Below are 24,681 nucleotides of genomic sequence, written 5' to 3'. Positions count from 1 at the left end.
GAGTCAGGAGTCAGGAGTCAGGAGTCAGGAGTCAGGAGTCAGGAGTCAGGAGTGTATGGCCTTGGAGGCGTAGGGTTGCGGATTTGCACGATATTCTAACTCCTAGCTCCTGGCTCCTGGCTCCTCACCCAAAGCAGGACACTACAGGCGGCTTGCGGGGGAACGGGCCACTATGTTGCGGGCACCGCAACCTGCCTTCCCTCCCGCGCATGCCCTCCTTGCTCACCCGCTGGCTTTTCGGTCTGCTCCTGTGCTGGACCACGGCCGTCCTGGCCCAAACCACCCCCACCCGGCAGCGGCAGTACCTCTCCGGCCCCGACAACACCCGCACCGTCGCCTGGGACTTTTACTGCACCGGCGGCCGGCAGAGCGGCGTCTGGACCACCATTCCGGTGCCTTCGTGCTGGGAGCAGCAGGGCTTCGGCTCCTACAACTACGGCCGCGACTACAAAACCTACGGCAAGAACTTCCGCTTTGCCGACGAGCAGGGCCGCTACCGGCACGAGTTCCGTACGCCCCCGGACTGGCAGCAGCGCCGGGTGTTTATCGTGTTCGATGGCTCGATGACCGACACCGAGGTGCGGGTAAACGGGCAGCCGGCCGGGCCTACGCACCGGGGCGCGTTCTACGAGTTTCGCTACGACATTACCGACAAGCTGCGGCCCGCCGGGCAGCCCAACCTGCTGGAAGTCACGGTGAGCAAGATGTCGGCCGATAAGTCGGTGAACAACGCCGAGCGGCTGGCCGATTACTGGGTGTTCGGCGGCATTTTCCGGCCGGTGTACCTGGAGGCCGTGCCCGAGCAGTTCATTCCCCACCTGGCCGTGGATGCCCGCGCCGACGGCTCGTTCCGGCTGAACGTGTTCGTGCGCGGGCTGCGACAGGCCACCGAGGTGCAGGCCGATATCCTCGACGCCGCCGGCCAGGTGGTGGGCACGGCGCGGGGCACGGCCCAGCCCACCGATTCGCTGGTGCAGGTGCAAACCGTCGTCGGCAAGCCGCGGCTGTGGACCTCGGAAACGCCCGAGCTGTACCGCACCCGCGTGAGTTTGCGGGCCGGCGGGCAAGTGCTGTACCAGCTGGAGGAGCGGTTCGGCTTCCGCAGCATCGAAATCCGGCGCGGGCGGGGCATTTTCGTCAACGGCACGCAGGTGAAGCTCAAGGGCACCAACCGCCACTCGTTCTGGCCCGAAACCGGCCGCACCCTCAACGACGCCATCCACCTGCAGGACGTGCGGCTCATCAAGGAGATGAACATGAACGCGGTGCGCATGTCGCACTACCCGCCCGACCGGCGTTTCCTGGAGCTCTGCGACTCGCTGGGCCTGTACGTGCTCGACGAGCTGGCCGGCTGGCAAAAGGCCTACAGCACCGCGGCCGGCGCCCCGCTGGTGCGCGAGATGGTGCAGCGCGACTGTAACCACCCCAGCATCCTGTTCTGGAGCAACGGCAACGAGGGCGGCACCAACAAGGAGCTGGACGACGATTTTGCCCTGTACGATTTGTCGAAGCGGTCCGTCATTCACGCCCACCACCGCCCCGGCAACCAGCACAACGGCATCGACACCAACCACTACGAGAACTTCTACAGCTCGCAGAAAATCCTGACCGACTCGCTGATCTACATGCCCACCGAGTTTCTGCACTGCCAGGACGACGGCGGGGGCGCGGCCGGACTGCAGGATATCTGGGAGCTGCACTGGCAGGCCCCGCGCTCCGGCGGCGGCTTCCTCTGGGCCCTGGTCGACGAGGGCCTGGTGCGCACCGACCAGCGCGGCATCATCGACGTGAACGGGGTGAATGCGCCCGACGGCGTGCTGGGCCCGCACCGCGAAAAGGAAGGCAGCTTCTACGCCATCCGGGAAATCTTCGCGCCGATTCGGGTGCGCGTAACCGGAGCAGCGCAGCCCGGTAAAAAGGCGACGAAGCGGGGCAAAGGCGCCGGCCTCGCGCCGGCCTCCGCCACAGCTCAGGCTGCTTCAGCGGCCGGCGGGGCCGCTTCGGCGGAGCCGGCCACCGAGCTGCCGGCCGATTTCCGGGGCGTTATCGAGGTCGAGAACCGCTACCACTTTCTGAACCTGCGCCAGTGCTTTTTCCAGTGGGAGCTGGTGAACTTCCGCAAGCCCGGCGACGCGTTCAGCGGGCATGTGAGCCTGCAGCGGGGCCGCGCCGCCAGCCCCGATGTGTCCCCGCTGGCCCGGGGCCGGCTGCAGCTGGAGCTGCCCCGGGACTGGCGGCGCTACGACGCGCTGCAGCTAGCCGCCTTCGACGCGCAAAAGAACCTGGTGTACCGCTGGACCTGGCGCACCGGCCCCGCCCGCCAGGCCCTGGCTGGCATCGTGACGCTGGCCGCCGGGGCGCAGCCGGTCGAGGCCACCGAAACCGACTCCACGCTCACGCTCAAGGCGGCCGGCATCACCGTGGGCTGGAACCGGCAGACCGGCCGCCTCACCGGCCTGCGCGGCAACAACGGCGACAAGCTCAGCTTCGGCGGCGGCCCGCTGCTGGTGAGCGGCGCGGCTACCTTCCAGGGCCTCACCCGCCGCTCGGAGCCCGATGGCGAAGTGGTGGAAGCCCGGTACGCCGGCGACCTGCGCCTGGTGCGTTGGAAGCTCTACGGCTCGGGCTGGCTGCAGCTGGATTACGAGTACGCCGCCGCGGGCGACCTGCCCTTCGCCGGCCTCTCGTTCCGCTACCCCGAAAACTACGTACTCGGCGCCCGGTGGCTGGGCCGGGGCCCCTACCGCGTCTGGAAAAACCGTCCCCAGGGCGTCACGCTCGATACCTGGGAAAACGCCTACAACAACACCCAGACCGGCGCCGCCCCCTGGCTGTACCCCGAGTTCAAGGGCTACTTCGCCGATATCAGCTGGCTGGAGCTGAACACGGTGGAGGGTAAGTTCCTCGTCGCCACGCCCGAGGCCGGCCTGTACGTGCGCCTGTTCGATTTCTACGGCCTCTCGGGGGTCCAGCCCCACCCGGCGCTGCCCGTCGGCAACCTCTCCTTTCTCGACGCCATTCCGCCGCTGGGCACCAAGCTGGCCCTGAACATCGACGCCAACACCGCCGCCCTCGGCCCGCAGAGTGAGCTGAATCACCTCAACGGGATCAAAAAACGCACGCTGTACTTCTTCTTCGGCCTGCCGCCCGTCAGCAGCACGCCCCAGCCCTACACCGCCCCGGCCAAGGACGACTTGTTTTGAGGCGGCGGCAGCACCGGCAGTCATTGCGAGCGAAGCGCGGCAATCGGTCCTGGTCTGAGGCCAAACGATAACATTGGCAGAAGCGCCAAAAAGCCACCGCCCGAAACTGCAGTTGCTGGTTTCGGGCGGTGGCTTCCTGTCTGGTCAGCGCGTTGGCCAGGACCGATTGGGCGTGCTGCCAGTGTTGCAGCCTGCGCTGAGACCAGGACCGATTGGACGGGCTGCCGGTGTTGCCGTGGGGCCTGAGACCAGGACCGATTGCTTCGGCTGCGCCTCGCAATGACAGCAGGTTTAACCGCCCGCTACTTCAGCTTCTCCTGCGGCTTGGGGCTCTGCATGTAGCCGGCGGGCACTTTCGCGGCTACGGCGAGGCTGTTCAGCCGGCGGCCATCCTTGCCGTCCGAGCGGTTGGCGGCGAGCAGGATGCGGCCGTAGGGGCGGTAGTCGCTCCACTGGCGGCGGAAGCTGGGCGCGGCGTCGGCGGCGTTGCGGTAGAAGGCCCACTCCTCCACCAGGTAAGTGCGCGGGTTGATGAGCACTTCGTAGCGGTTGTTGGGCGTCACGCCCACGTTTTCGAAGGTCATTTCCACCACGCGGGCCGGGCTGCCCTGCATGGTTTTGCCCGGGCCCTTGTAGACGAGCTTCACGCCCGAGTCCTTGAGCTTGAAGGGCATCAGCAGCCACCAGGAGTTGTTGGCCCAGGTGGCGTACATGTTGGTGAGCAGCTTCTTGCCCTCGTCGGTTTCGCTGATATCCTGCCCGGCTTTGTAGGCTTTGCCGCTGCGCGAGTTCAGGTTGCCGGTCAGCACCAGGTCGCCCTTCTGCCAGCGGAAGTCGTTGGTTTGCTTGTCCCACACCTGGTACTGTTCGCCGAAAAACTCCCAGCCGATGAAGCGCGTCTGCTGCCAGGCGTCGTAGCCGCCCATGGCCTGCATCACGCTGTCGGCCAGGGCCACGGCGCGGGCATCGGAGCCCACCTGGTTGAAGTCCTTGCCGGCCGGGTACGGGGTGACTTTGCCCAGCTTCGCCGCCGGCGTCTGGGCATTGGCCAGCCCCGCCGGCAGCAGCAGCGCAGCGACGAACAAATGGCGCGGACGGAAAGTAAACCACGAACGGATGGGCAGCATGGCGCGGGCAATGGTTTGAAGAGACGATAACACCGCTGGTACGCAGAAGACGGGCCAACGGTCGGGCCGGGTAGCGGCCGGGCCAAGGTAGCACGCGCCCGGCAGTTTTTGCCGCTGCCGGTAGTGGTCAGAGCCACGCCGGAACCTGCAATGCCCCAGCCGCGGCGCGGCGCCACGTCAATAGAACGACAAGAGCAAGAACGACCTGAGCTCCGGAGGAGCGGCACCCTAACCGCGCAGGTCAGGGTGCCGCTCCTCCGGAGCTCGGGTTCATTTCGTCTGGGCGTAGGCTTCTGCCGTGGCGCTGCGCCGCGGCTGGAGTTGCCAAGGCGGCCGGCTTCCTCGCCTTTTCCGCGCCTCAAGCAGTATAGGCATCGGCCTACTTGCCCTTCGCGGCTATTTCCATTTCGATGCTGGCCATGATGAACGGGCCGAGGCCCTTGAAGTCGTTTTGCTTAATGGGCTCTGAGAGGTAGTACTCGTAGCTGCCGTCGCGGTAAGGGTTGCCGCCGAGGCCGCCCACGCTCACCGTGCCGTTCAGGGCCACCGTGCCGTCGGGCTGGGGCGCCACGAACTGCGTCAGCACGCCCTGGTAGCCCTTCTGGGCCACGGCGGCGTACTTTTTATCGAGGTAGCCCAGGCGCACGCCCTTCTGCAGGGCGTAGATGAACATGCAGGTACCGGAGGTTTCGATGTAGTTGCCGGCCCGGCCGGCCTGGTCCGTCACCTGCCACCAGCCGCCGGTTTTGGGGTCCTGGTACTTGGCCAATACCGGCGCCAGGCGCTGCAGGTAGCTGATCAGGTTCTTGCGCTGCGGGTGGTCCTTGGGAAAGTAGTCGAGCACGTCTACCAGGGCCATGCCGTACCAGCCGATGCCGCGGCTCCAGAAGTTGGGCGAGAGGCCGGTTTCCTTGCTGGCCCACTTCTCGGTTTTGGCCTCGTCCCAGCCGTGGTAGAGCAGCCCGGTTTTGGGGTCGACCAGGTGCTTTTCCACCAGCGCAAACTGCAGGGCCACGTGGTCGAAATCCTTGGGCTGGTTGAAGAGTTTGGCGTACTCGGCGGAGAAGGGCTCGGCCATGTACAGCCCGTCGAGCCACATCTGGTTCTGGTAGCGCTTCTTGTGCCAGTAACCGCCTTCAGAAGTGTGGGGCTGGTTTTCGAGCTGCAGGCGCAGGGTTTCGGCGGCCTTGCGGTACAGCTCCCGGCGCGGCAGCTGGGGCTGCTGGTACAGGGCCAGCAGCACCCGCCCGGCGTTGATGTTGTCGAGGTTGTAGTCCTCCATCTTGAAGTAGCGGATGCCCGCGTCGGCCCCGATGGAGTAGTCCATGGTCTTGACCACGTAATCCAGGTACTGCCGCTCCCCGGTGCGCTGCCACACCCGCTCGATAGACTTGAGCATCAGCCCGTGCTCGTAGCCCCAGCGGGCCGCCCGGTTGCGCTCCGGCGGAATGGTGTCGGGGTAGAGCTTCATAAACGAGTCGGCCATGCGCTGCGACCAGGGCCGCGCGGCGGCCACGGCGGGCGCCACCGCCAGGCCTTTCGTCTTGACTTTGGTCTTGGTCTGAGCCTGGGTCAGCTCCCCGCTCAGCAGCAGGGCGCCCAGTAGCAGGCAGGAGTAAACGCGCATAGGAAAATCGAAGAGAAGTCTGTGTGTGGAAACTCGTTCAGCAAGATTACCAGCAGAGGCGGGAAGCGGCGTCATGTGCTGTCATGCCCCGCCGCCGGCGTAGTTGGTAGTGTTGTTTACGGATTGAGTTAATCCATCAGTTGATGCCAAAGTGGTAAGCTGATTGACCATCCGGCCGCCGCCGCGTTGCAGCGGGAGCTACTTTTTCGCCACCGTGACGGCCTTTTTCTTCACCCCTGCGCCAAATTCCACCGGCAGCTTGGCCTGGCTCACGTCGGTGTTGCTGAGCTTGATATCCTTGGCCTTCTCGGTGCCGGAGGCGCGCAGGAGCACCGCCGCGCCGGGCGCGTATTTGATGCCGTCGAGGGTAATGTTCTGGCTGTTGTGGACTTCCATTACCGGGTCGGTCTGCCGGCTTAGCAAGGTCACGTTCCGCAGGCTGATACGGTTGGCTTCGATGCAGACGAGGCCCTTATCGGCCTGCAGCACGGCGTTTTCCAGGCTGATGTCCTCAATGGCCCGCTCGGGCAGGCCGCGCACCATAAAGGCCGTGCGGGCGCCGTTGCAGGTCACGTTGCGCATCGAAATCTTACGAAAGGCGGGCGTCCCCTCCCCCACCGGCTGGGCTGGCGACACCGGCCGCTCCTTCGAGCCGGCCACCTGCGGCGTGGGGTCCTTGATCATGTAGTACATGTCGAACAGGATGGCCTCGCCGGGAATGTCCTTCATGTCCACGTTCTCGATGAAGATGTTTTCCACCACCCCGCCCCGGCCCCGGGTGGTCTTGAAGCGCAGCCCGATGTCGGTGCCGATGAAGGTGAGGTTCTGCACCCAGATGTTGCGCGCCCCACCCGACATTTCACTCCCGATAACGAAGCCGCCGTGCCCGCGGTACACCGTGCAGTTGCGCACCAAAATGTTTTCCGTCGGCATAGCCCGCTGCCGCCCCTGCTCGTTCCGCCCCGATTTGATGCAGATGGCGTCGTCGCCCGCGCTGAAGGTGCAGTTTTCCACCAGCCCGCGGTTGATGGATTCCAAATCCAGCGCGTCGGTGTTGGGCGTGTAGGGCCCGTTCAGCACCGATACGCCGCGCACCACCACGTCCTGGCTCATCATCGGGTGAATCGTCCAGGCCGGGGAGTTCTGGAAAGTCACGCCCTCCAGCAGAATCCGCCGGCAGCCGTCGAGCACCAGGAAATCGGGCCGCAGGTAGTCCTTGATTTCCTCGAAGTCCTTGATTTCCTTTTTCTCCTCCGTAATGACGCCCGCCTCCTTCACCTTGGTGCCGGCCAGCGACTGCGCCGAGGGGTACCACCGGTCCTGCTTTTCGTTAAGCACCCCGCCCGAGGCCACCAGCTGCTTCCACTCGCCCTCCGGCGTGCGGCCCTTCTGCACCATCCACCAGGCCTCCCCGGCCCCGTCGAGGATGCCGCGGCCGGTGATGGCCACGTTTTCCAGGTCTTTGCCGTAAATCAGCGCCTGGTTGCGCACGGCCGCCAGCCCCTCCCAGTTGGTTTTAATCAGCGGATAATCGTTGCGGTTGGCCGAAAACTGCAGCAGCGCGCCCGGCGCCAGGTGCAGGTTCACGCCTGAGCGCATCGTCAGCCCCGCCGTGCGCCAGTGCCCGCGCGGCACCAGCACCACGCCCCCGCCCCGCTGCCCGCAGGCGTCGATGGCCTGCTGCAGGGCCTGGGTACTGGGCGTCAGCCCGTCGGGCACGGCGCCGTACTTGGTCACATTGAAGGTGTCGCGCCGAAACTCGGTCAGGTTGACCTTGGGCAGGTTCGGAGTAAACGACTGGGCAGCGGCGGGCAAGCTGGCCGAAGCCAGCAGCGCCAGGAAAAGCGGGTATTTCATGGAAAGCGAAGGTACGAGCAGACATTCAGGCCCTACGAGCAGGCTTTGAGCAGTTACGAGGAAGTAGTTGGGCCCTACGAGAAGGCTCTAAGCATCTACGAGGAAGTATTTAGGGCCTACGAGCAAGCGGTTTTTATTTACGAGGGCACTCTAACTACTTACGAGGAAGTATTTGGGCCTCGCGAGCAGGCAGTTTTCATTTACGAGGACACGCTAACCACCTACGAGCAGACATTTACTGCGTGCGAGCAGACATTTATCATGTGCGAGCAAGCATTTACCATGTGCAAGCAGACAGTTACCGCATGTCAGCAAGTATTTATCGTGTGCGAGCAGGCAGTTACCGCATGTCAGCTCGCGTTTATCGTGTGCGAGCAGGCTCTTACCGTGTGTCAGCAGACAGTTACCGCGTGCGAGCAAGCATTTACCGCGTGTCAGCACGCAGTTAGCGCGTGCAAGCAGGCATTTACCGTGTGTCAGCAACTGCTAAGCCGATGTCAGCAGATAGTTAGTTTCCGCAAAAACCACTCGTCTGGCTCCCCCTTCCTCGCTTGATGCGCGACATCTAAGGAGAGCGGGCCGGGGGGTGAGGTCACGGCATCGGCTTGAGCCCTTCCCACTTCACCTTCCAGCCCTGCGGAATGCCCGGGTTGGCGGTTTTGCTGCCGTCGTAGCCGGCGCACATCAGGGCCACGGCGGCCAGCAGCCCCCCGTTGCCGGGCAGGTAGAGGCGCAGCCGGTCGTCCTGGAAGTTGTGGCCGTTGGGCAGGTAAGTGTTGGTTTTGATGGGCATCAGCAGCGCGTCCACCGCCTTGTCGGGCAGGCCCAGGCGGGTGGCCGTCATGGAGGTCATCGGGAAGTCCCAGCCCCAGGTGTGCGGCCAGTTCCAGCCCTTCCACACCAAATCGAAGGTGCGGCGCATGGTGGCCAGGTCCTGCTGCCCGGTGCCGGGCATCATGCCCAGCGCCCCGAGCACCGAGGGGTGGTCGGTGATGAATTCGGGGTTGGTGTAGGAATCGGGGGCGCTTTCGGCGGCCAGGTACACGCCCTGGGCCTCGGGCAGCTTGGCGAGTTTCTGCAGCACCTCGGCGTACTTGGGGTTGGGCTGGAGGCCGGCCCGCTTGCGCCAGTCCTGGGCCGTGGTCAGGGCCCAGTGCCAGTACACCAGCTCGTAGGTGGGGTTGAAGGTTTCTTCGGCCTTAAACCGCTCCTGGGCCGGAATCAGCCCCTTGCCGAGGATGTACCGGTCCTTGGCCTGCTCGTAGAACGGGTACGAGGCCATGAAATCGGCCGTGGCGAAGACCAGCTCCTGGTATTTCTTCTGCGCCTCGGGATGATTGTCGCGGCGCACCAGCTCGGCCAGGTAGATGAAGTGCGGCTGCTGCCAGATCAGAAACGCGCCCACCGACGAAGGCGCCTCCCGGCCCTGGTTATCGGTCATCTTCTGCCAGCGCAGCCCCTCGAAGCCCTGCCGCTGGGCAATGGCCTTGGCCCCGGCAATGATTTCGGGGCGCAAATACCAGTCGAGGCTCTTTTGCAGCAGGTCGGTGCGGCCCCACAGGCCGTAGTGCATGGCGTGCCAGTAGTGCATTTCCAGGTGGGGCTTGCCGTACCAGCTGTTGTACACCAGCCCCGTCTCCTGGGGCGGAAACTGCCCCGTCTCCTGGCTGCGAATCAGGTACTCTGAGAGAATCATGCGCCGCTCCAGCTCCTTGGCCCGCGGGTCCGCGGTGGCCCCGAAGTCGACGGCCCCGCCGCTCTGCCAGAAGCTTTTCCAGCCCGCCACGCTGCTTTTTTGCGTCGCAGCGAAGCCCAGCGGCCCCAGCTTGTAGGTCATCGGCGGGCTGAAACGGGCGCTGACTTCCAGCACGTCCAGCTTGCCATCCGGCGTCAGCACGAACTCGTGCGGCTGCGGGCCGGCCGCCAGCTTGCCCTTGCCGTTCCAGTCGAAAATCACCTGGTACTGGTCCGCATCCAGCCGGTGCGCCACCACGGCCATGTTCCCCCGCTCCCACTCGATTGTCGACTGGTGCCGGTCCGCGTCCTTGTAGTTCACCCCCACGTCGTCCCACTGCGCGGTGGGGTACGGCAGGCGCAGAAACACCTTCAGCCGCCCCTGCTTCACCAGCCCCGAGCGTACCTGCACCGCCACCGCGTCCGTCTGCTGGTGGCCCACCGTCACCACGTCCACCGCCGTGCCTTCCAGCGTGAAATGACTGCTGATTTCGCCCGTCCAGGGGTTCAGTTCTTGCCGCAGCTCCCGCAGGTCCTTGATGCCGGCCCGGGAGCCGTCCTTTTTCAGCAGCACGAAGCCCAGGTTGCCCAGCTGCAGCCGGTGCGGATTGGCCCGCAGAAAGTCCACCGCCTGCTTGTTGCGCTCCGGCGTTTTCACCTGCACGGTGTAGGGAATCTTGCGCCCGTTCAGCTCGTACTGCCGCTGGGCCTCCTCCACCTTGTAGCCCTCCCTGTTGGGGAAGCTGTGCCAGCCCCACTCCGACTGCGTGCCCAGCGGCACGCCCTTGGCGTAGTACTCCGGAAACGACTGTAGCCCCGTCACGTCGACGGTCATGGCAAAAGCGCCGTTGCCCACGTTCAGCGAAGCCAGCGAATCGGTGGTGGTGTTCACGACCTTGTGGCGTTCCACCACCGCTTGCCGGTTGATGGCCTGGGCCAGCGTTTCGGCGGCCGGAAAAGTGGCGGCCCCGAGGCCGAGCAGGAACAGAAAAAGGAAGCGGGTGTTGGGCATGAGTTGGGTTGGAGTGGCAATGTTTCAGCAGGCCGTCAGACCGTCATGTCGAGCGAAGTCGAGACATCTCGCCGGATAGTAATGCCTTCGTTGAACAAGAAGTTACTATCGGTCTTCAGCACGCGAGATGTCTCGACTTCGCTCGACATGACGGCCGTTTGGCACAGTTCAGGGCCGCGCCAGCGTCACGCTCATCAGCCCAATGACCACGTCATTGGCCAGGGCGCGCACGGTGAGGCTGCGAAGTTTCTTTTTTGGATCGAGGGGCAGCTCCAGCACCGTGGCCGCGCCGCCGTCGATGGCGCGGGTGCTGAAGCCCTTGATGCTGGTGTACTGGTCAAACTCGCCGCCGGGCACCACCCGGCCGGTTTTCAGGTGCACCCGCAGCGGGTGCGGCACGCCGAGGCGGAAGGCGAAGCCGTCGTCCAGGTAGTCCTGCTCGATGGGCCACCACGACTCGGGGTTGCGCAGCGCCAGCCGCGCCGTGGTGCCGTCGGTGTACTGCACCAGCACTTCGCCGTTGTCGAGCTGACTTTGCATAGGGTTGGTCGAGCCGGCCATGAGCAAATAGGCGTGCCCGGCCCGGCCCTTGAGTGCCACGGTGGCCTCCTTGGGGTAGTTGCTCCACTGCGACACGAACAACACGTTCCACGCCCCCGCCCCGCCCGGCGTCCGCAGCGGCACGCCCGCTGGCAGCCGGATTTCGCCCTTGCTCCCCGCCAACTGCCGCAGCCCCGCGTCGTCAATATTGGCCTGCGTGAGCGGGTAGCACCAGTTGCCGATGCCCTGGGTGGGCAGCTGCAGTGTGGGGCCCTTGGGGCGCGGCGCGAGGTACTTGTTGGGCTGAAAGATGCTCGTCACCTGGTCGTTGAAGTGCCGCGTGAGGTCCTGCGTTTCCCAGCGCCGGGCCGTTGGCGCAGCGGCGGCCGTTTTGCCGGCAACCGAGGCGGCGGACGGCGCCACATGCAGCGGCGCCCACCAGCGCAATGCGCCCTGGCTTTGCGCCACGAACACGGTACGACTACCCGGCTGCCGGGCCGCCGCATCGGTACTATCGGCAGCCGACACGCGCAGTACCGGGGCCGCACCCCGCCACTGGATTTCCACTACGTACCGTTCGGCCGCCGCGCTGCTGATTTCGATGAGGGGCCGACCCACGGCCGCGTCCACGTTGCGCCAGGCGGCCGGCTGCCCGTTCACCGTCACGGCGGCCACTTCGGTGGCCAAGGCAGGCACCTGTAACTTCAGGGCCAGGAGCTTGGGCAGGCGCTGCGTGAGCTGGTAGGTTTCGTGCTGGCCCTGGCGGCGGAAGCGGAAGGTCGCGTCGGGCACTACCAAGGCGGCCGAGTCCCAGGCGGCGGGCAGACCGGGGCGCACCAGCAGGGTGTCATGCAAGGCATCGGGGCGGATGCCAAACAGGCCTTCCACCAGGGAGCGGGCCGCCACGCCGATGGGGTCGGCGAAGTCGCGGTACAGCTCGCCACGGTGGGCGTCGTAGAAGCTGATCTGCTGGAAGTTGCCGGGGCTACTGCCCAGGTACATACTCTCGATGAGGGCACTTTTCCAGAGCAGAAAGGCATCATTGCGGCGGCCAGCCTGCCAGTAAGCCAGCGAGGCGTGCAGGTTTTCGGCCAGCACCACGTTGTTCAGGGACCAGTCGTAGGGCTGCCAGTTGGTGGTCGAAAGCAGGTACAGGCCGTTCTCGTGCAGTCCCTCGGCCACGACCGGGATATGCGGCAGTTGCGTGTCCATGTAGCGAGTGGCCTGATAAGCCTGAAATGCATCCGGCACTTCCGAATCGAGGGCGTGGTAGATGGTCCAGAGGCCCGGCGCCGCGTGCAGGTCCCGGCGGCCCAGCGCGTCCTGAAACTCGGCGTACCAGCCCTGCGCGGGCAGCCACAGGCGCGTGTTCAGCGCCTGCCGGATGTTGCGGGCCTCCTGCTGATACGGCGCCGCGTTCTGCCCGATGAGGGCGGCCAGCTCGCCGGCCATTTTATTTGCCAGGTAGTTGTAGGCCGAGGAGTGCGTGACGGCCCCGCCGCTGTACTGCAAGGCGTCGGAGGCCCAGATGGCGGCGTAGGCGTCGTAGAGCCCATCGTTGTCGGGGTCGAAGTTGCGCTTTTCCCAGGCTAGGTGGCGCGTGAGCACCGGCCACATCTCGCGGGCGAAAGCCAGGTCGCCGGTCCAGCGCAAGTGGCGCAGCAGCGCGTCGATGAACACCAGGTTCATGTCGTAGTGGTGGGCGCGCGGGTCGCCGCCGGGGTTGCGACTGATGTAGCCTGCGGAGTAGACGCTGGTGCCCAGCTTTTCCTGGGAGCGGGCCAGGTTCAGGGCCGTGTCCATCACCACCGGCCCGATTTCGGGCTGGGTGAGCTGCGACTGGGCGTAGGCGCGAAAGTGCATCTGGGCCCGCTCGTGCCAGCCCAGCGGGTCGGCGGCGTAGGGGCCGCGCCAGCCGTTGAGACGCATGCGCCAGGCCACCGCGCCATGCATGTACGAGGGCGCCTCCCAGATGGCATCGGCGGCCACGCTCAGCGCCCCGCCCAGGGTGTTCAGATACGGATCGGGCGTGCTCACCCGCACCCGCCCGGCCAGCTGCTGCCGGACGGCCTCGGCCTGCGCAAAGGCCCGGGGCAGGTCGGCGTAGCGTAGCGGCTGCGGGGCGGCGTGGCCCGTGGCCTTCTCCGCAGGTCTCTGCACGGCGAAGTACAGCGTTTGCCCGGGTTTGGCAGTCACCTGGCCGGCCAGCACCGGCGCCGCAGCCGAGGCGGCGGCGGCCCAGAACTGCGCTGGCGTCTGCTGCCTCGTGGCGTCGCCGAGGTGGGTGGCGCCGCCCGCGGGGCCCAGGCCCAGCAATTGGGGGCGCGGGGCGGCGGGCGCGTTTTTGGGCGGCTGCCCGTAGGTCAGGGTGAAGGCGTTGGCGCGCAGTTCGAAGGCGTTGTCCTGGCAGTACTCCGGCTTGAGGTAGAAGCTGGATTCGGAGTCGGCGCCAATGTCGCCGTCGCGGCTGAACTTCTTGCCCGTGGCCCCGCCGAAGGCCCACACCAGCTGCACCGCGCCGGGCGCCACGCGCTCAAACTCGGCCCGCACCAGCATGCCCTCGGCGTCGGCCAGGGGCAGCACGGTGAGGCGCAGCTGGCCCTGCGGCCCCAGCAGCGCATCCTGAATGCGGTAGAGCATGGTGCCGGGCCGGTAGCGCGCCTCGATGCTGTCGGCCTCGATCAGCCACTTGCTGCGCCCGCCGGCCACGAGGCCAAACTTCAGATTGCCGCCCATGCCGGGCAGGTACAGGGCAAACTCGGGCAGGTCGCCGGCTTCAACGCGGAAGGCGGTATGGGTGCCGTACAGGGCGCGCGTGAAGCGCCGCTGGCCGTTGCGAATGACGAAATCCTCGCCAGCAGGGCGGTAGCGCAGCGTGCGCTGTTGCCCGTGCCAGAGCGGCGGCGCGGGTGCCTGGGCAGCGGCAAAACCACCCGAAATCAGCAGCCCGAGCACGCAGCTCAGGCCGCGCAGCAGGTGCCGGCCGGGCCGCAAAAGCCGGTAAGCGGAAGGGTAAGCCAGGTGTTGGGGGTCGACCATTGGCCGGGGAAAGGAGAAACGGCGGGCGAAAGATAGGAAGCCCGATTTCCGCCAGCAGAGGCGAAAACCGGGCTTACTCAGGGTGTCAAAGGGCGGCTAGTTGTAGCCGGGGTTCTGCTCGTAGGAGTAGGACGAAGCGGCCAGCTCCTGCTGGGGCACCGGGTACAGCACATCGTTGGCGGTCAACGGCTTGCGGATGCGGTTGCTCGCGTCGTCGGCCACTACCCAGGCGTTCATCACGTCGACGGCGCGGCCCGAGCGCACCAGGTCGTGCCAGCGGATGCCTTCGCCGGCAAACTCGCGGCGGCGCTCCTCCAGCAGCTGGTCCAGGGTGAGCGAGGTCAGGTCGGCCACGGTGCTCGGCGTGGTAATGGCCAGGCCGTAGGCGCGGCGACGAATCTGGTTGACGAGGGCCAGCGCCCCGGCCTGGTCGCCCGTGCGCAGCAGGCACTCGGCCTTGAGCAGCAGCACATCGGCGTAGCGCAGCACGATGAAGTTGATGGGCCAGTCGGTGCGCGTGGTGCCGCGCAGCGTGCCGTTGATGTACTTCTTGAACGCGGCACGGGTCTCCACGGCCGTGCCGGCGGTGTAGCCTACCTGGAAGTTCACCGCCTTGCGCAGGTCGCCGGTGCCGTAGGAGTTCAGCAGGCTGTTGGACGCCGGCCGCAGCTCGTCGCCGGTGCCGAAAGTGGTACCCACCCCGATGGAGGTGAAGTAGTTGTTGGTCACCAGGATGGAGGGGTAGCTGGCGCCCAGGCCCACGCCGCCGCTGATGTACTGCACGTCGAAAATCACCTCGCGGTTGTTTTCGTTGGTGTAGGAGAAGACGTTGGCGTAGGCGTTGGGCGAGGTGCCGGCGGCCGTAATCAGCTGGTACTGCCCGCCGTTGATGACGTCGTTGAGCAGGGTCAGGGCCGTGGCGTAGTCGTTGGTGCCCAGGCCGGGGCCCTGCACGCTGCCGTAGGTCGAGCCCGAGCGCGTCATGTACACCAGCGCCAGCAGGCTCTTGGCCGCGCCCGAGGTAGCCCGGCCCACGTCGGTGGTAGCGTAGGAGGCGGGCAGGTTGGCCGCCGCCGTCTGCAGGTCATTGATGATCAGGGTGTAGAGGTCGGCCACCGGGGTGCGTCCGATCTTGGCCACTTCCTGGGGCTCCAGGGGCTTGTCTACCAGCGGCACCTTGCCGAAGTAGCGCACCAGGTCGAAGTAGAAGAAGGCGCGCAGGAAGCGGGCCTGGGCGTCGAAGCCCTTGCGGGTGGCATCAGTGAGCACCGTGCCGTTCTGCTCCAGCTGGTCGAGCAGGATGTTGGCCCGGTAAATGGCCAGGTAATCGGCGCTCCAGGCGTCGGCGGGGTATTCGTTGGCCACCACGCCCAGCGAGAAGTTGTTGATGGGCTCCCAGGTGCGGATGCCCTGCGCCGACACGCCGTAAATATTATCGGAGCGCGTTTCGGACATGGTCAGCGTGCGGTCGGGCCAGGCGCGCAGGCTGTTGTAGGCCGCGTTCAGGCCCTGGTTGAAGTCGTCGGCCGACTTGTAGAACGTGGGCACCGAGCCCGAGGACAGCGGGGCCTGGTTCAGGTCTTCGCAGCCCGTGGCGGTCAGCAGCACGGCCGCCGCCAGCAGCAGAAATATCTTTTTCATGGGATTTTGCAGGAGGATGGGGTGATGAGGTGACAGGTAACACGTGACAGGCTGATCGAACAGCCCTGTTACTTGTCACCTGTCACGTGTTACCCATTTAAAAAGTCACGTTCAGGCCCAGGGTCATCGACTTGGTCAGCGGCAGGCCGCCGTAGTCGGTGCCCACGGAGAAGCCGCCGCCGCCGGTGTCGGAGTTGACCGCGTCCACGTTGTAGCCGCCGGTGTAGTTGTCGTGGCCGAAGAAGTTCTCCATCGAGAAGTACACCCGGGCGCCCTGCGCCACGCGTTTGCTGATGACGTTGCCCAGGTTGTAGCCCAGGGTGATGTTGCGCACCCGCACGTAGTTGGTGGAGTACAGCCAGGAGTCGCTCTTCAGGGGCGAGAAGTTGATGTTGGCTTTGCCGCGCAGGCCCGCGCCGGGCTGCTCGGGGCTGATCCACCGGTCACGCTGGGTGCCGAGCACGTTCTGGTTGTAGCCCATGCCGCTGTTGTCGATGGCGCGGCCGATGAGCGAGTACAGCTGCCCGCCGTTCTGGCCCTGCACCAGCACGCTCAGGTCGAAGCCCTTGTAGCTGAAGGTGTTGGTCACGCCCCAGGTGTACTTCGGGCTCGGCCGGCCGATGATGACGCGGTCCTGGTCGGTGATGACGCCGTCACCGTTGGCGTCGAGGTATTTCGGGTCGCCCACGGTTTCACCCTGAATCACGGGCGCGCCGCCGTCCACGTCGGCCTGGGTCAGGATGCCGGTCTGCTTGATGGCGTAGAACGAGTACATCGGCTGGCCCACCATCAGCAGGGTGCTGCTGGCGCCGTAGGGCGAGGGAATTTCGATGGTGGCGTCGCCCGGGCCGAGGTGCTTGACCTCGTTCTGGTTGTGGGCGAAGTTCAAGGACGTGTTCCACTCAAAGCCGCCGCTGGCCAGGTTGCGGGTTTTCAGCTCCACTTCCCAGCCGCGGTTCTGCACCTCGCCGATGTTCACCAGCTGCGACTCGTAGCCCGAGGCGCTGACGCGCGGCACGTTCAGCAGCAGGTCCTTGCTGGTCTTGGTGTAGTAGTCCAGCGAGGCGTACACGCGGTTCTTGATCAGGCCCAGGTCCAGGCCCACGTCGAAGGTGCGCGACTTTTCCCACTGCAGCTGGGCGTTCGGGGCTTTGTTGGGCGCTTGCCCGCTGGCCACGGCCCCGCCGAAGGAGTAGTTGTAGATGCCGAGCGTAGGCACACTGCTGTAGTCGCCGATGCCGTTGTTGCCCGACATGCCGAAGGAGCCGCGCAGCTTCAGGTCGCTCACCGGCGTCACGTTCTGCATAAAATTCTCCTGGGAGATGCGCCAGCCCACCGACGCGGCCGGGAACACGCCCCAGCGCCGCTCCGAGCCGAAGCGGGAGCTGCCGTCGCGGCGGACGCTGGCCGTGAGCAGGTACTTGCCCATGTAGGCGTACTGCAGGCGGCCGAAGTACGAGATGAGCACGTTCTGCGTCTCCGAGGTGCCGTTGTCGGCGGTGCCGGTGATGTTGGTGGCCCCGTTCAGCGTGGTCACGGCACTGTTCACGAAGCCGCCCGAGGACTTGAGCTTGTCCGTCTCGGTCTTGAAGAAGTTGTAGCTGTAGCCGGCCAGGGCCGAAATGTCGTGCTTGTCGCCGATGACGTTGGCGTAAGTCAGCGTGTTTTCGTTCACGAAGGCCTGCTTGCGGTAGCCGCTGTAGGTGCCCGTGGCGCCCGAGCCCACCAGCTTGGAGTTCGGAATGTAGCTCTTGGAGCGGGCGTCGGTGTTGTCCAGGTTCACCGATACGCGGGCGCGCAGGTGCCTTACCAGCTCGTACTCGCCGTACATCGAGCTCAGGGAGCGGAACGTGGTGGTGCGCTGCTGGCGGTTCTGCAGCTCGCCCACCGGGCTGATGCTGGAGCCGGCCCAGAGGTACCGGTCGTTTTCGCCGTAGTTGGAGTAGATGCCGGCCGAGGCCTCGGCCACCGGCACCATGGTGATGAACTTCTGCGCCAGGTTGTCCTTGCCCTCCACGCCCGGGTCGCGCGACACGGAGTAGGTCGGGGTCATGTTCAGGCCGAACTTCAGCTTGTCCGAGGCTTTCACCTCCACGTTGGCGCGGCCCGAGTAGCGCTTGTAATCGACGCCGATAACGATGCCCTGCTGGTTGGTGTAGTTGCCGGAGAGGAAGTAGTTGACGTTGTTGGTGGCCCCGCTGGCCGACACCTGGTAGTTCTGCACCTTGCCGGTGCGGAAAATCTCGTCCTGCCAGTCGATGTAGGCCAGGCCCTCGTGGTTGGGGTCCAGCCACCGGTCGTCAATCATCAGCGCCGGGTCGATGGTCGTCCGGTTCAGAATGGCCATGCGCTGGGCCGTGGTCTGGTCGGCGGTGCGGCCCGTACCCGAGCGCACCCAGGCGCTGTTGATGATCTGGGTGGAGCGCGTCACCCACTCTTCGGGCGAGAGCAGGTCCAGGCGGTTGGCCTGCTGCGAGATGCCGGCGTAGGTATTGAAGCTGATCTGGGGCTTGCCGGTTTTGCCGCGCTTGGTCGTGACGAGGATGACCCCGTTGGCGGCGCGCGAACCGTAAATGGCGGCCGCGGCGGCGTCTTTCAGCACCTCAATCGACTGAATGTCGTTGGGGTTGATGTTGTCGAGCGGGGAGCCGGTGGCGAAGTTGCCGTTGCCGTTGGGCGAGGTGCCCTCCAGCGGGAAGCCGTCGATGACGTACAGCGGCTGGTTGTTGGCCGTGATGGAGCCGTTGCCGCGCACCTGAATGTTGAAGCCGCGGCCGGGCAGGCCGGTGTTCTGCTGCACCTGCACGCCGGCCAGCTGCCCCACCAGCGCCTGGTCGACGCGGGTGATGGGGCGCTCCTCCAGTTTGGTCGCGTCGAGGGTGGCAATGGCACCGGTCACGTCGCTGCGCTTCTGGGTGCCGTAGCCGACCACCACCACTTCCTCCAGGGCCTTGGTGTCGTCCTGCAGGGTGATATCGAAGCTCTGGGTGCCGTTGAACGGCCGCTCCACCGTCTGAAAGCCCACGAAGCTGAACACCAGCGTGCCGGCCGTTTCGGGCACCGACAAGGCGAAGCTGCCGTCGACGCCCGTAGTAACGCCGCGGGTGGTGCCCTTCAGGGCTACCGTGACGCCGGGCAGACCCTCGCCCTTGCTGGATACGACCCGACCCGTGAGCTGCCACTCGGGGGCCGGGGCCTCGGTGGCGTGGGCGGCGAGGGGCGCCACGCCCGGCGCCGTCAGCAGCAGCAGCGTCAGCGCGGCTGCGGGCTGGTAGCGGTGCCAATTGTAAAATTTCTTCATGACCTATGGGTGAAAAAGAGTGGGAAGACGTCTGATTCTGAAGGCCAAACTATCGGCCTGCCGCACCCAAACTGTCCTGTAGACTGCTGGCTGGTGACCGAGTACTCACTTATCCCTGGCGCCATCCCTACCGTTTTCCAGCCTTCACCCACCGATTTACCCCAAACGTTTGTGGTAACGCCGCCCGGAGTCGCCTCCCCAAACATTGCAAAACCAGAATTTTTGCCCCGCAGGCCCCGGCAGGCAGGAGAGTACCCGAAAGCCACCGGCTTGGTCTTCGAACCCGATTCCAGCCGCTGCTGCCGTTATTGCCCGCTCTGCCGGTGCTTGGTCGTGGCGGGCCCGCGCTGCTGTTCCACCCGCCTTCACTCACGCGCTATGCACCGCCCCACGCGCTGCCTCGGCAGCCAAGCCACCGCGCGCAGCAGCATCGACTACTTGTGTACCGGAGCGCGTTTCCAGCCAAGCCTTTTGCCCCGCCTGCGGGTGCGCAATTCGCCCTGGCTATTCTCGCGTGCTGAAGTGCCGCAAGAGGGCTAAGCAGCTGCGCTAATCGGCCCGGCCCCAAAGCCCCGAAAACAAAGGAGGTCGGCCCCTGCCGGGCCGACCTCTTTTGCTTCACTCACTCAGGGTAATCGGAACAGGTAATCAAAAAACATTCAGCGCCTTACTGCCGAGCTAGCATGGCAGGAGCGTCGGTACTGGTACGGGCCTGGGGCTGGCCGGTTTCCGGAAGTTTGGCTTCCTCGGCCGGCTTCTCCGAGCCGAGGTAATTGCCGTAGCCCACGATGACCGTGGAGAAGACCACCGCCAGAATCCCGATGGCCACTGTGCGCATGGTGGGGCGGTTGGCGCCGCGCCACTCGTGCAGGTAGAGGCCCCACAAAGAACTGAAGGTGATGATGAAAGCCATGTGAAGCGTCCAGCCCGAGAAGCGGTAGTCGCCCAGCTGGGTGTCGCCCATGCCGTAGAAGAAGAACTGCAGGTACCACGTCAGGCCGGCCAGGGCGCAGAAGAAGATGTTGCGCGCCACCGGGGCCGACACGTTGGTGTAGTCGGAGAAGGTCTTGTTCTTGAAGTTCAGGTAGAGGCACCAGAGGCCGTTGGTGGTCAGCCCGCCGAGCAGCACCACCACCAGGATGGCGTTGTTTTTATACAGCGGGTCGGTGCCGTGCTGCACCGCCAGGTCGGCAATGCCCTGGCCCGCGTCGAGGCCGAAGGACATGCAGGCGCTCATGATGCCCGAAAACACGGCCACCAGCAGGCCCTTGCGCAGGTCGAATTCGGCAATGCTGGCCTGCTTCTGCTCGGTCGACAGGGACTTTTCCTTCATCATGCCCGCCACCCCGCAAATCAGGATGCCCATCACGCACACCGCGAGGCCAATCAGGATCATGCGGCCCGAGGGCGTGCCCAGCAGCTGGGCAAACTCGCTTTTCCAGAGCGGGGGCACCACCGTGCCGAACACCGCGCACAAACCCAGTGTGACGGCCATGCCCAGCGAAAGGCCGAGGTAGCGCATGGCCAGCCCAAAGGTGAGCCCGCCGAGGCCCCACATGGCGCCCCAGAAGTACACCCAGCCCAGATCGGAGCCCGAAGCCTGCCCGAGCACCTGGAAGAGGTCCGACACGGTGGCTAGGCCCAACACGATGGGCGCCACCAGCCAGGAAACGATGCCGCCCACCAGCCAGTAGCTTTCCCAGGCCCAGCCCTTCACTTTCTTGTAGGGCAGGTAGAAGCTGCCCGAGGCAAAGCCTCCCAGTGCGTGCAGAATGACTCCCCAGAGGACGGCCATAACGAGTGTGGAATTGGTGGGTATTAGGCAAAGCTGCCCTTAAAAATGGCCCGAACTCTCCTGCTCCCTCCTGATTCCGAGTAAATGCTTACTCACCAGCCTTAATCCACTCGCCTTCGGCCAAATATTTTCGGGTTGAGCAGGAGAGTGCAGGATGTGGGGGGCCCGGGTAAGGACGTACTTTGTCTCAAAGCTAATTCCCTTACCCTTCTCCGCGACATTCAACCAAGGCGCACTATGGAAAAAACGCTCACCTTCCAGCACGTCAGCTACCTGTGGGACGAGGCCAAGGCCGCCCAGCTGGCCGGCGACGAAGTAGCCCTGTTCCTGTACCGCTCGAACCTGCTGGGCGCCGACCTGCGCCTGACCAACTACGCCGGCGGCAATACTTCGTGCAAAATCATCGAAACCGACCCCGTCACCGGCCAGCCGGTGGAAGTAATGTGGGTGAAAGGCTCGGGCGGCGACATCGGCACGCTCACCAAGGCCGGCTGCGCCAACCTCTACGTGGAGAAGCTGCACGCCTTGAAGCAGCGCTACCGCGGCCTGGAGTTCGAGGACGAGATGGTGGCTTTGTTCGACCATTGCCTGTTCGACCCCAAGTGCGCCGCGCCCAGCATTGATACCCCGCTGCACGGCCTGCTGCCCTTCAAGCACATCGACCACCTGCACCCCGACGCGCTGATTGCCATTGCGGCCAGCAAGGACGGCGAGCAGATCATGAAGCAGATCTGGGGCGACACCATGGCCTGGCTGCCCTGGCAGCGCCCGGGCTTCGACCTGGGCCTGAAGCTGGAGGAAACGGTGAAGAACAACCCCGGCCTGCGCGGCGTCATCCTCGGCGGCCACGGCCTCTTCACCTGGGGCGACACCAGCTACGACTCCTATATCAACACCCTGGAAGTCATCGAGCAGGCCGCGGCTTACCTCGAAGAAAACTACGGCAAGAAGCGCCCCGTCTTCGGTGGCGTGAAGCAGGAGCAGACCCTGGACGCCACCCAGCGCCGCCAGCAGGCCGCCGCCGTAATGCCCACCCTGCGCGGCCTCGCCTCGGGCCACCGCCGCATGCTCGGCCACTACACCGACGACGCGCGCGTGCTGGAGTTTGTGAATTCCAACGATTTGCCGCGCCTGGCGCGCCTGGGCACCAGCTGCCCCGACCACTTCCTGCGCACCAAAATCCGCCCGCTCGTCCTCGACCCGGCCCAGATGCACCAGCCGCTGCCCGCGGTGAAGGAGTACCTGCAGGAGCAGTTTGAGGCCTACCGCCAGGACTACACCGCCTACTACGAGCGCAGCAAGCACCCGAACTCGCCCGCCCGCCGCGACCCGAACCCGGTGGTGATTCTGTGGCCCGGCGTGGGCATGTTCACCTTCGCCAAGGACAAGCAGACCGCCCGCGTAGCCGCCGAGTTCTACACCAACGCCATCAACGTGATGAAGGGCGCGGAAGCGGTGAGCGAGTACCAGGGCCTGCCCGAGCAGGAAGCCTTCGACATCGAGTACTGGCTGCTGGAAGAAGCCAAGCTGCAGCGCATGCCCAAGCCCAAGAGCCTCTCGGGCCAGGTGGCCTACGTGACCGGCGGCACCGGCGGCATCGGCAAGGCCATCTGCGAAGTGCTGCTGCAAAACGGCGCCTGCGTGGTGGCTACCGACCGCGACCGGCTGGAAGAAACCCAGACCGAGCTGCGCCAGCGCTACGGCAAGGACAACGCCCTGACCGCCCCCATCGACGTGACCAGCGCCGAAAGCATTGCCGAGTCGCTGCGCCAGTCGGTGCTGCAGTTCGGCGGCGTGGACATCGTGGTGAACTGCGCCGGCCTGTCGATCAGCAAGCCGCTGAGCGAGACGACCCAGGCCGACTGGGACATCCTGAACGACGTGCTGGTGAAGGGCCAGTTCCTGGTAACCCAGCACGCGGTGGAAATCCAGCGCCAGCAGGGCCTGGGCGGCGACGTGGTGAACATTGCCAGCAAAAACGGCCTGGTGGCCGGCCCGAATAACGTGGCCTACGGCACCGCCAAAGCCGCCCAGCTGCACATGTCGCGCCTGCTCGCCGCCGAGCTGGGTCCCGACAAAATCCGCGTTAACACTGTGAACCCCGACGCCGTGCTGCGCGGCAGCAAAATCTGGGAAGGCGACTGGGCGGCCGGCCGCGCCAAGGCCTACGGGGTATCGGTGGAAGACCTGCCGGCGCACTACGCCAAGCGCACCCTGCTGGGCGAGGAAGTGCTGGCCGAAGACATTGCCAAAGCCGTGCTGGTGTTCGTCGACGGCTCGCTCTCGAAGTCGACCGGCAACGTGCTGAACGTGGACGGCGGCGTGGCCATGGCCTTCGTGCGCTAACGAATTGAAAAAAGGGAAACGCGCGTTTTTTCGGCGTGCGTTGTGGGATAAAAAAGCCAGCCGTTTGGCTGGCTTTTTTATTTTTCATATGCTGCCCGACAACTATTTTCTGAGTAATATCAAGCCGCTATTTTAAATCAATGAAATACTATTTATGGCAACGTTCCCGACAACGTTTGCACAAATAAACAATTAACATATTTTCTATTTTCAGTTGATTTGAGTAAGTTTTGTCTACTCCAGACCTCCTCTCCACCCTGGTTTGCCCGGCACTTTCCCACGGTGCCGCTTCACTCCGCCGCCAGCTTCGCGCCGGCGGCGGCGGAAATACCGGCGAACCGGCCTTGCCACCTAGCAGCCTCCGATGTACAAACTGCAGTTCAAGCCGTTTGATAAAACCCCGAAATACAAGCAGATCGTGCAGTCGGTCATTACCGACATTGAGCGCGGCGTGCTTAAGCGCGAAGACCAGCTGCCCTCCATCAGCGAGCTGAGCGCCGAATATTACCTGGCCCGCGACACCGTGGAAAAGGCCTACCGCGAGCTGCGCGCCCGCGGCTTCATCGTGTCGGTGCAGGGCAAGGGCTACTACGTGCAGGCCACGGATGCCAGCAAGCTGAAGATTTTGCTGGTATTCAATAAATTAAGCTCCTACAAAAAAATTATTTATTACTCTTTCCTGAACGCCCTGGGCGACCGGGCAACGGTGGATTTACAAATTCACCACCACAGCGCCAGCCTGTTTCAGGATATCATGGAAAAAAGCCTCGGCAAATACAATTATTACGTTATCATGCCCCACTTTACCCAGGATCTGGATAAGGTGGATTTCAAAACGATTCTGAATAACATTCCAGCCGGGGAACTGGTGCTGCTCGACAAGGATATTCCCGACCTGAAGCACCCCACCCTGGCCGTGTTCCAGGATTTCGACAAGGACATTTTCGGGGCCCTGGAAGGCGTGCAGGACCTGCTGGCCAAGTACCACCGGCTGGTGCTGGTGCTGCCGAGCGTGGGCAACAACTACCCGGTGGAAATCGGCTGGGGCTTCCGCACCTTCTGCGCCAAGCACGGGAAGGAGTTTTCCATCAAGGAAAACGCCATGAACGAGGTGCTGGAAGCCGGCACCGCCTACGTAGTAGTGGAAACCACCGACCTGGCCGAGCTTATCAAGAAAGTGCGGCAGACGCCCTTTTTGCTGGGCCGCGAAATCGGCATCCTGTCCTTCAACACCAGCACCCTGAAGGAGCTGCTGGGCATCACCGTCATTTCCACCGACTTCGAGGCCATGGGCCAGACGGCGGCGGAAATGCTGCTGCAGGGTCGGCGCGACAAAATCAAAAACCCGTTCTACACCATCCGCCGGGGGTCGTTGTAGCAACTGTATAGTCCCAGCGTGAGGTGGTTCGGGTCGCGAGTGAAGATAGCCGGGTTTTTCTGGTGTTGGGCGCAGATGAAC

General features: G+C 64.7%; 11 protein-coding genes. 3 read left to right on the top strand and 8 right to left on the bottom strand.

The window, feature by feature from the left end; all coding sequences use genetic code 11:
* Window positions 1-209: 209 nt before the first annotated feature.
* Window positions 210-3,203 (top strand): glycoside hydrolase family 2 TIM barrel-domain containing protein, encoded by a 2,994-nt coding sequence (locus FDY95_RS15390; RefSeq protein WP_138079043.1) that lies wholly within the window; start codon window positions 210-212, stop codon window positions 3,201-3,203.
* A 302-nt stretch (window positions 3,204-3,505) separates the two neighbouring features.
* Here the strand turns inward: FDY95_RS15390 and FDY95_RS15385 are convergent, their stop codons facing one another.
* From FDY95_RS15385 to rhaT, 8 genes are all read right to left on the bottom strand, one after another.
* Window positions 3,506-4,330 (bottom strand): hypothetical protein, encoded by an 825-nt coding sequence (locus FDY95_RS15385; protein WP_138079040.1) that lies wholly within the window; start codon window positions 4,328-4,330, stop codon window positions 3,506-3,508.
* A 379-nt stretch (window positions 4,331-4,709) separates the two neighbouring features.
* Complete coding sequence (locus FDY95_RS15380; protein WP_317129493.1) at window positions 4,710-5,957, bottom strand: glycoside hydrolase family 88/105 protein; 1,248 nt, start codon at window positions 5,955-5,957, stop codon at window positions 4,710-4,712.
* A 198-nt stretch (window positions 5,958-6,155) separates the two neighbouring features.
* On the bottom strand, window positions 6,156-7,814 hold the full coding sequence (locus FDY95_RS15375) for a glycoside hydrolase family 28 protein (RefSeq protein ID WP_138079038.1): 1,659 nt from the start codon (window positions 7,812-7,814) through the stop codon (window positions 6,156-6,158).
* Window positions 7,815-8,406: 592 nt separating this feature from the next.
* Window positions 8,407-10,560 carry a hypothetical protein gene (locus FDY95_RS15370; RefSeq protein WP_246074048.1) on the bottom strand — a complete coding sequence of 718 codons (2,154 nt, stop codon included), beginning with the start codon at window positions 10,558-10,560 and terminating at the stop codon, window positions 8,407-8,409.
* Window positions 10,561-10,728: 168 nt separating this feature from the next.
* Window positions 10,729-14,139 (bottom strand): DUF4450 domain-containing protein, encoded by a 3,411-nt coding sequence (locus FDY95_RS15365; protein ID WP_212744909.1) that lies wholly within the window; start codon window positions 14,137-14,139, stop codon window positions 10,729-10,731.
* A 96-nt stretch (window positions 14,140-14,235) separates the two neighbouring features.
* Complete coding sequence (locus tag FDY95_RS15360; protein ID WP_138079036.1) at window positions 14,236-15,780, bottom strand: RagB/SusD family nutrient uptake outer membrane protein; 1,545 nt, start codon at window positions 15,778-15,780, stop codon at window positions 14,236-14,238.
* Between the two features lie 97 nt (window positions 15,781-15,877).
* Complete coding sequence (locus tag FDY95_RS15355; protein ID WP_138079034.1) at window positions 15,878-19,081, bottom strand: SusC/RagA family TonB-linked outer membrane protein; 3,204 nt, start codon at window positions 19,079-19,081, stop codon at window positions 15,878-15,880.
* A gap of 667 nt (window positions 19,082-19,748) precedes the next feature.
* Window positions 19,749-20,876: an L-rhamnose/proton symporter RhaT gene (rhaT, locus tag FDY95_RS15350; RefSeq protein ID WP_138079033.1), complete on the bottom strand. Its 1,128-nt coding sequence runs from the start codon at window positions 20,874-20,876 to the stop codon at window positions 19,749-19,751.
* Window positions 20,877-21,113: 237 nt separating this feature from the next.
* Here rhaT and FDY95_RS15345 point away from each other — a divergent pair, with 237 nt between their 5' ends.
* Together FDY95_RS15345 and FDY95_RS15340 are read left to right on the top strand one after the other, a co-directional pair.
* On the top strand, window positions 21,114-23,222 hold the full coding sequence (locus FDY95_RS15345) for a bifunctional aldolase/short-chain dehydrogenase (RefSeq protein WP_138079032.1): 2,109 nt from the start codon (window positions 21,114-21,116) through the stop codon (window positions 23,220-23,222).
* A 364-nt stretch (window positions 23,223-23,586) separates the two neighbouring features.
* A complete protein-coding gene (locus FDY95_RS15340; RefSeq protein WP_138079030.1) occupies window positions 23,587-24,600 on the top strand; it encodes a GntR family transcriptional regulator in 1,014 nt (337 codons plus the stop codon).
* The last annotated feature ends 81 nt before the right edge of the window (window positions 24,601-24,681 follow it).

Source organism: Hymenobacter jeollabukensis, from assembly GCF_005771675.1.
In the GTDB taxonomy this organism is placed as follows: domain Bacteria; phylum Bacteroidota; class Bacteroidia; order Cytophagales; family Hymenobacteraceae; genus Solirubrum; species Solirubrum jeollabukense.
This window is presented reverse-complemented; position numbering and strand designations above follow the sequence as displayed.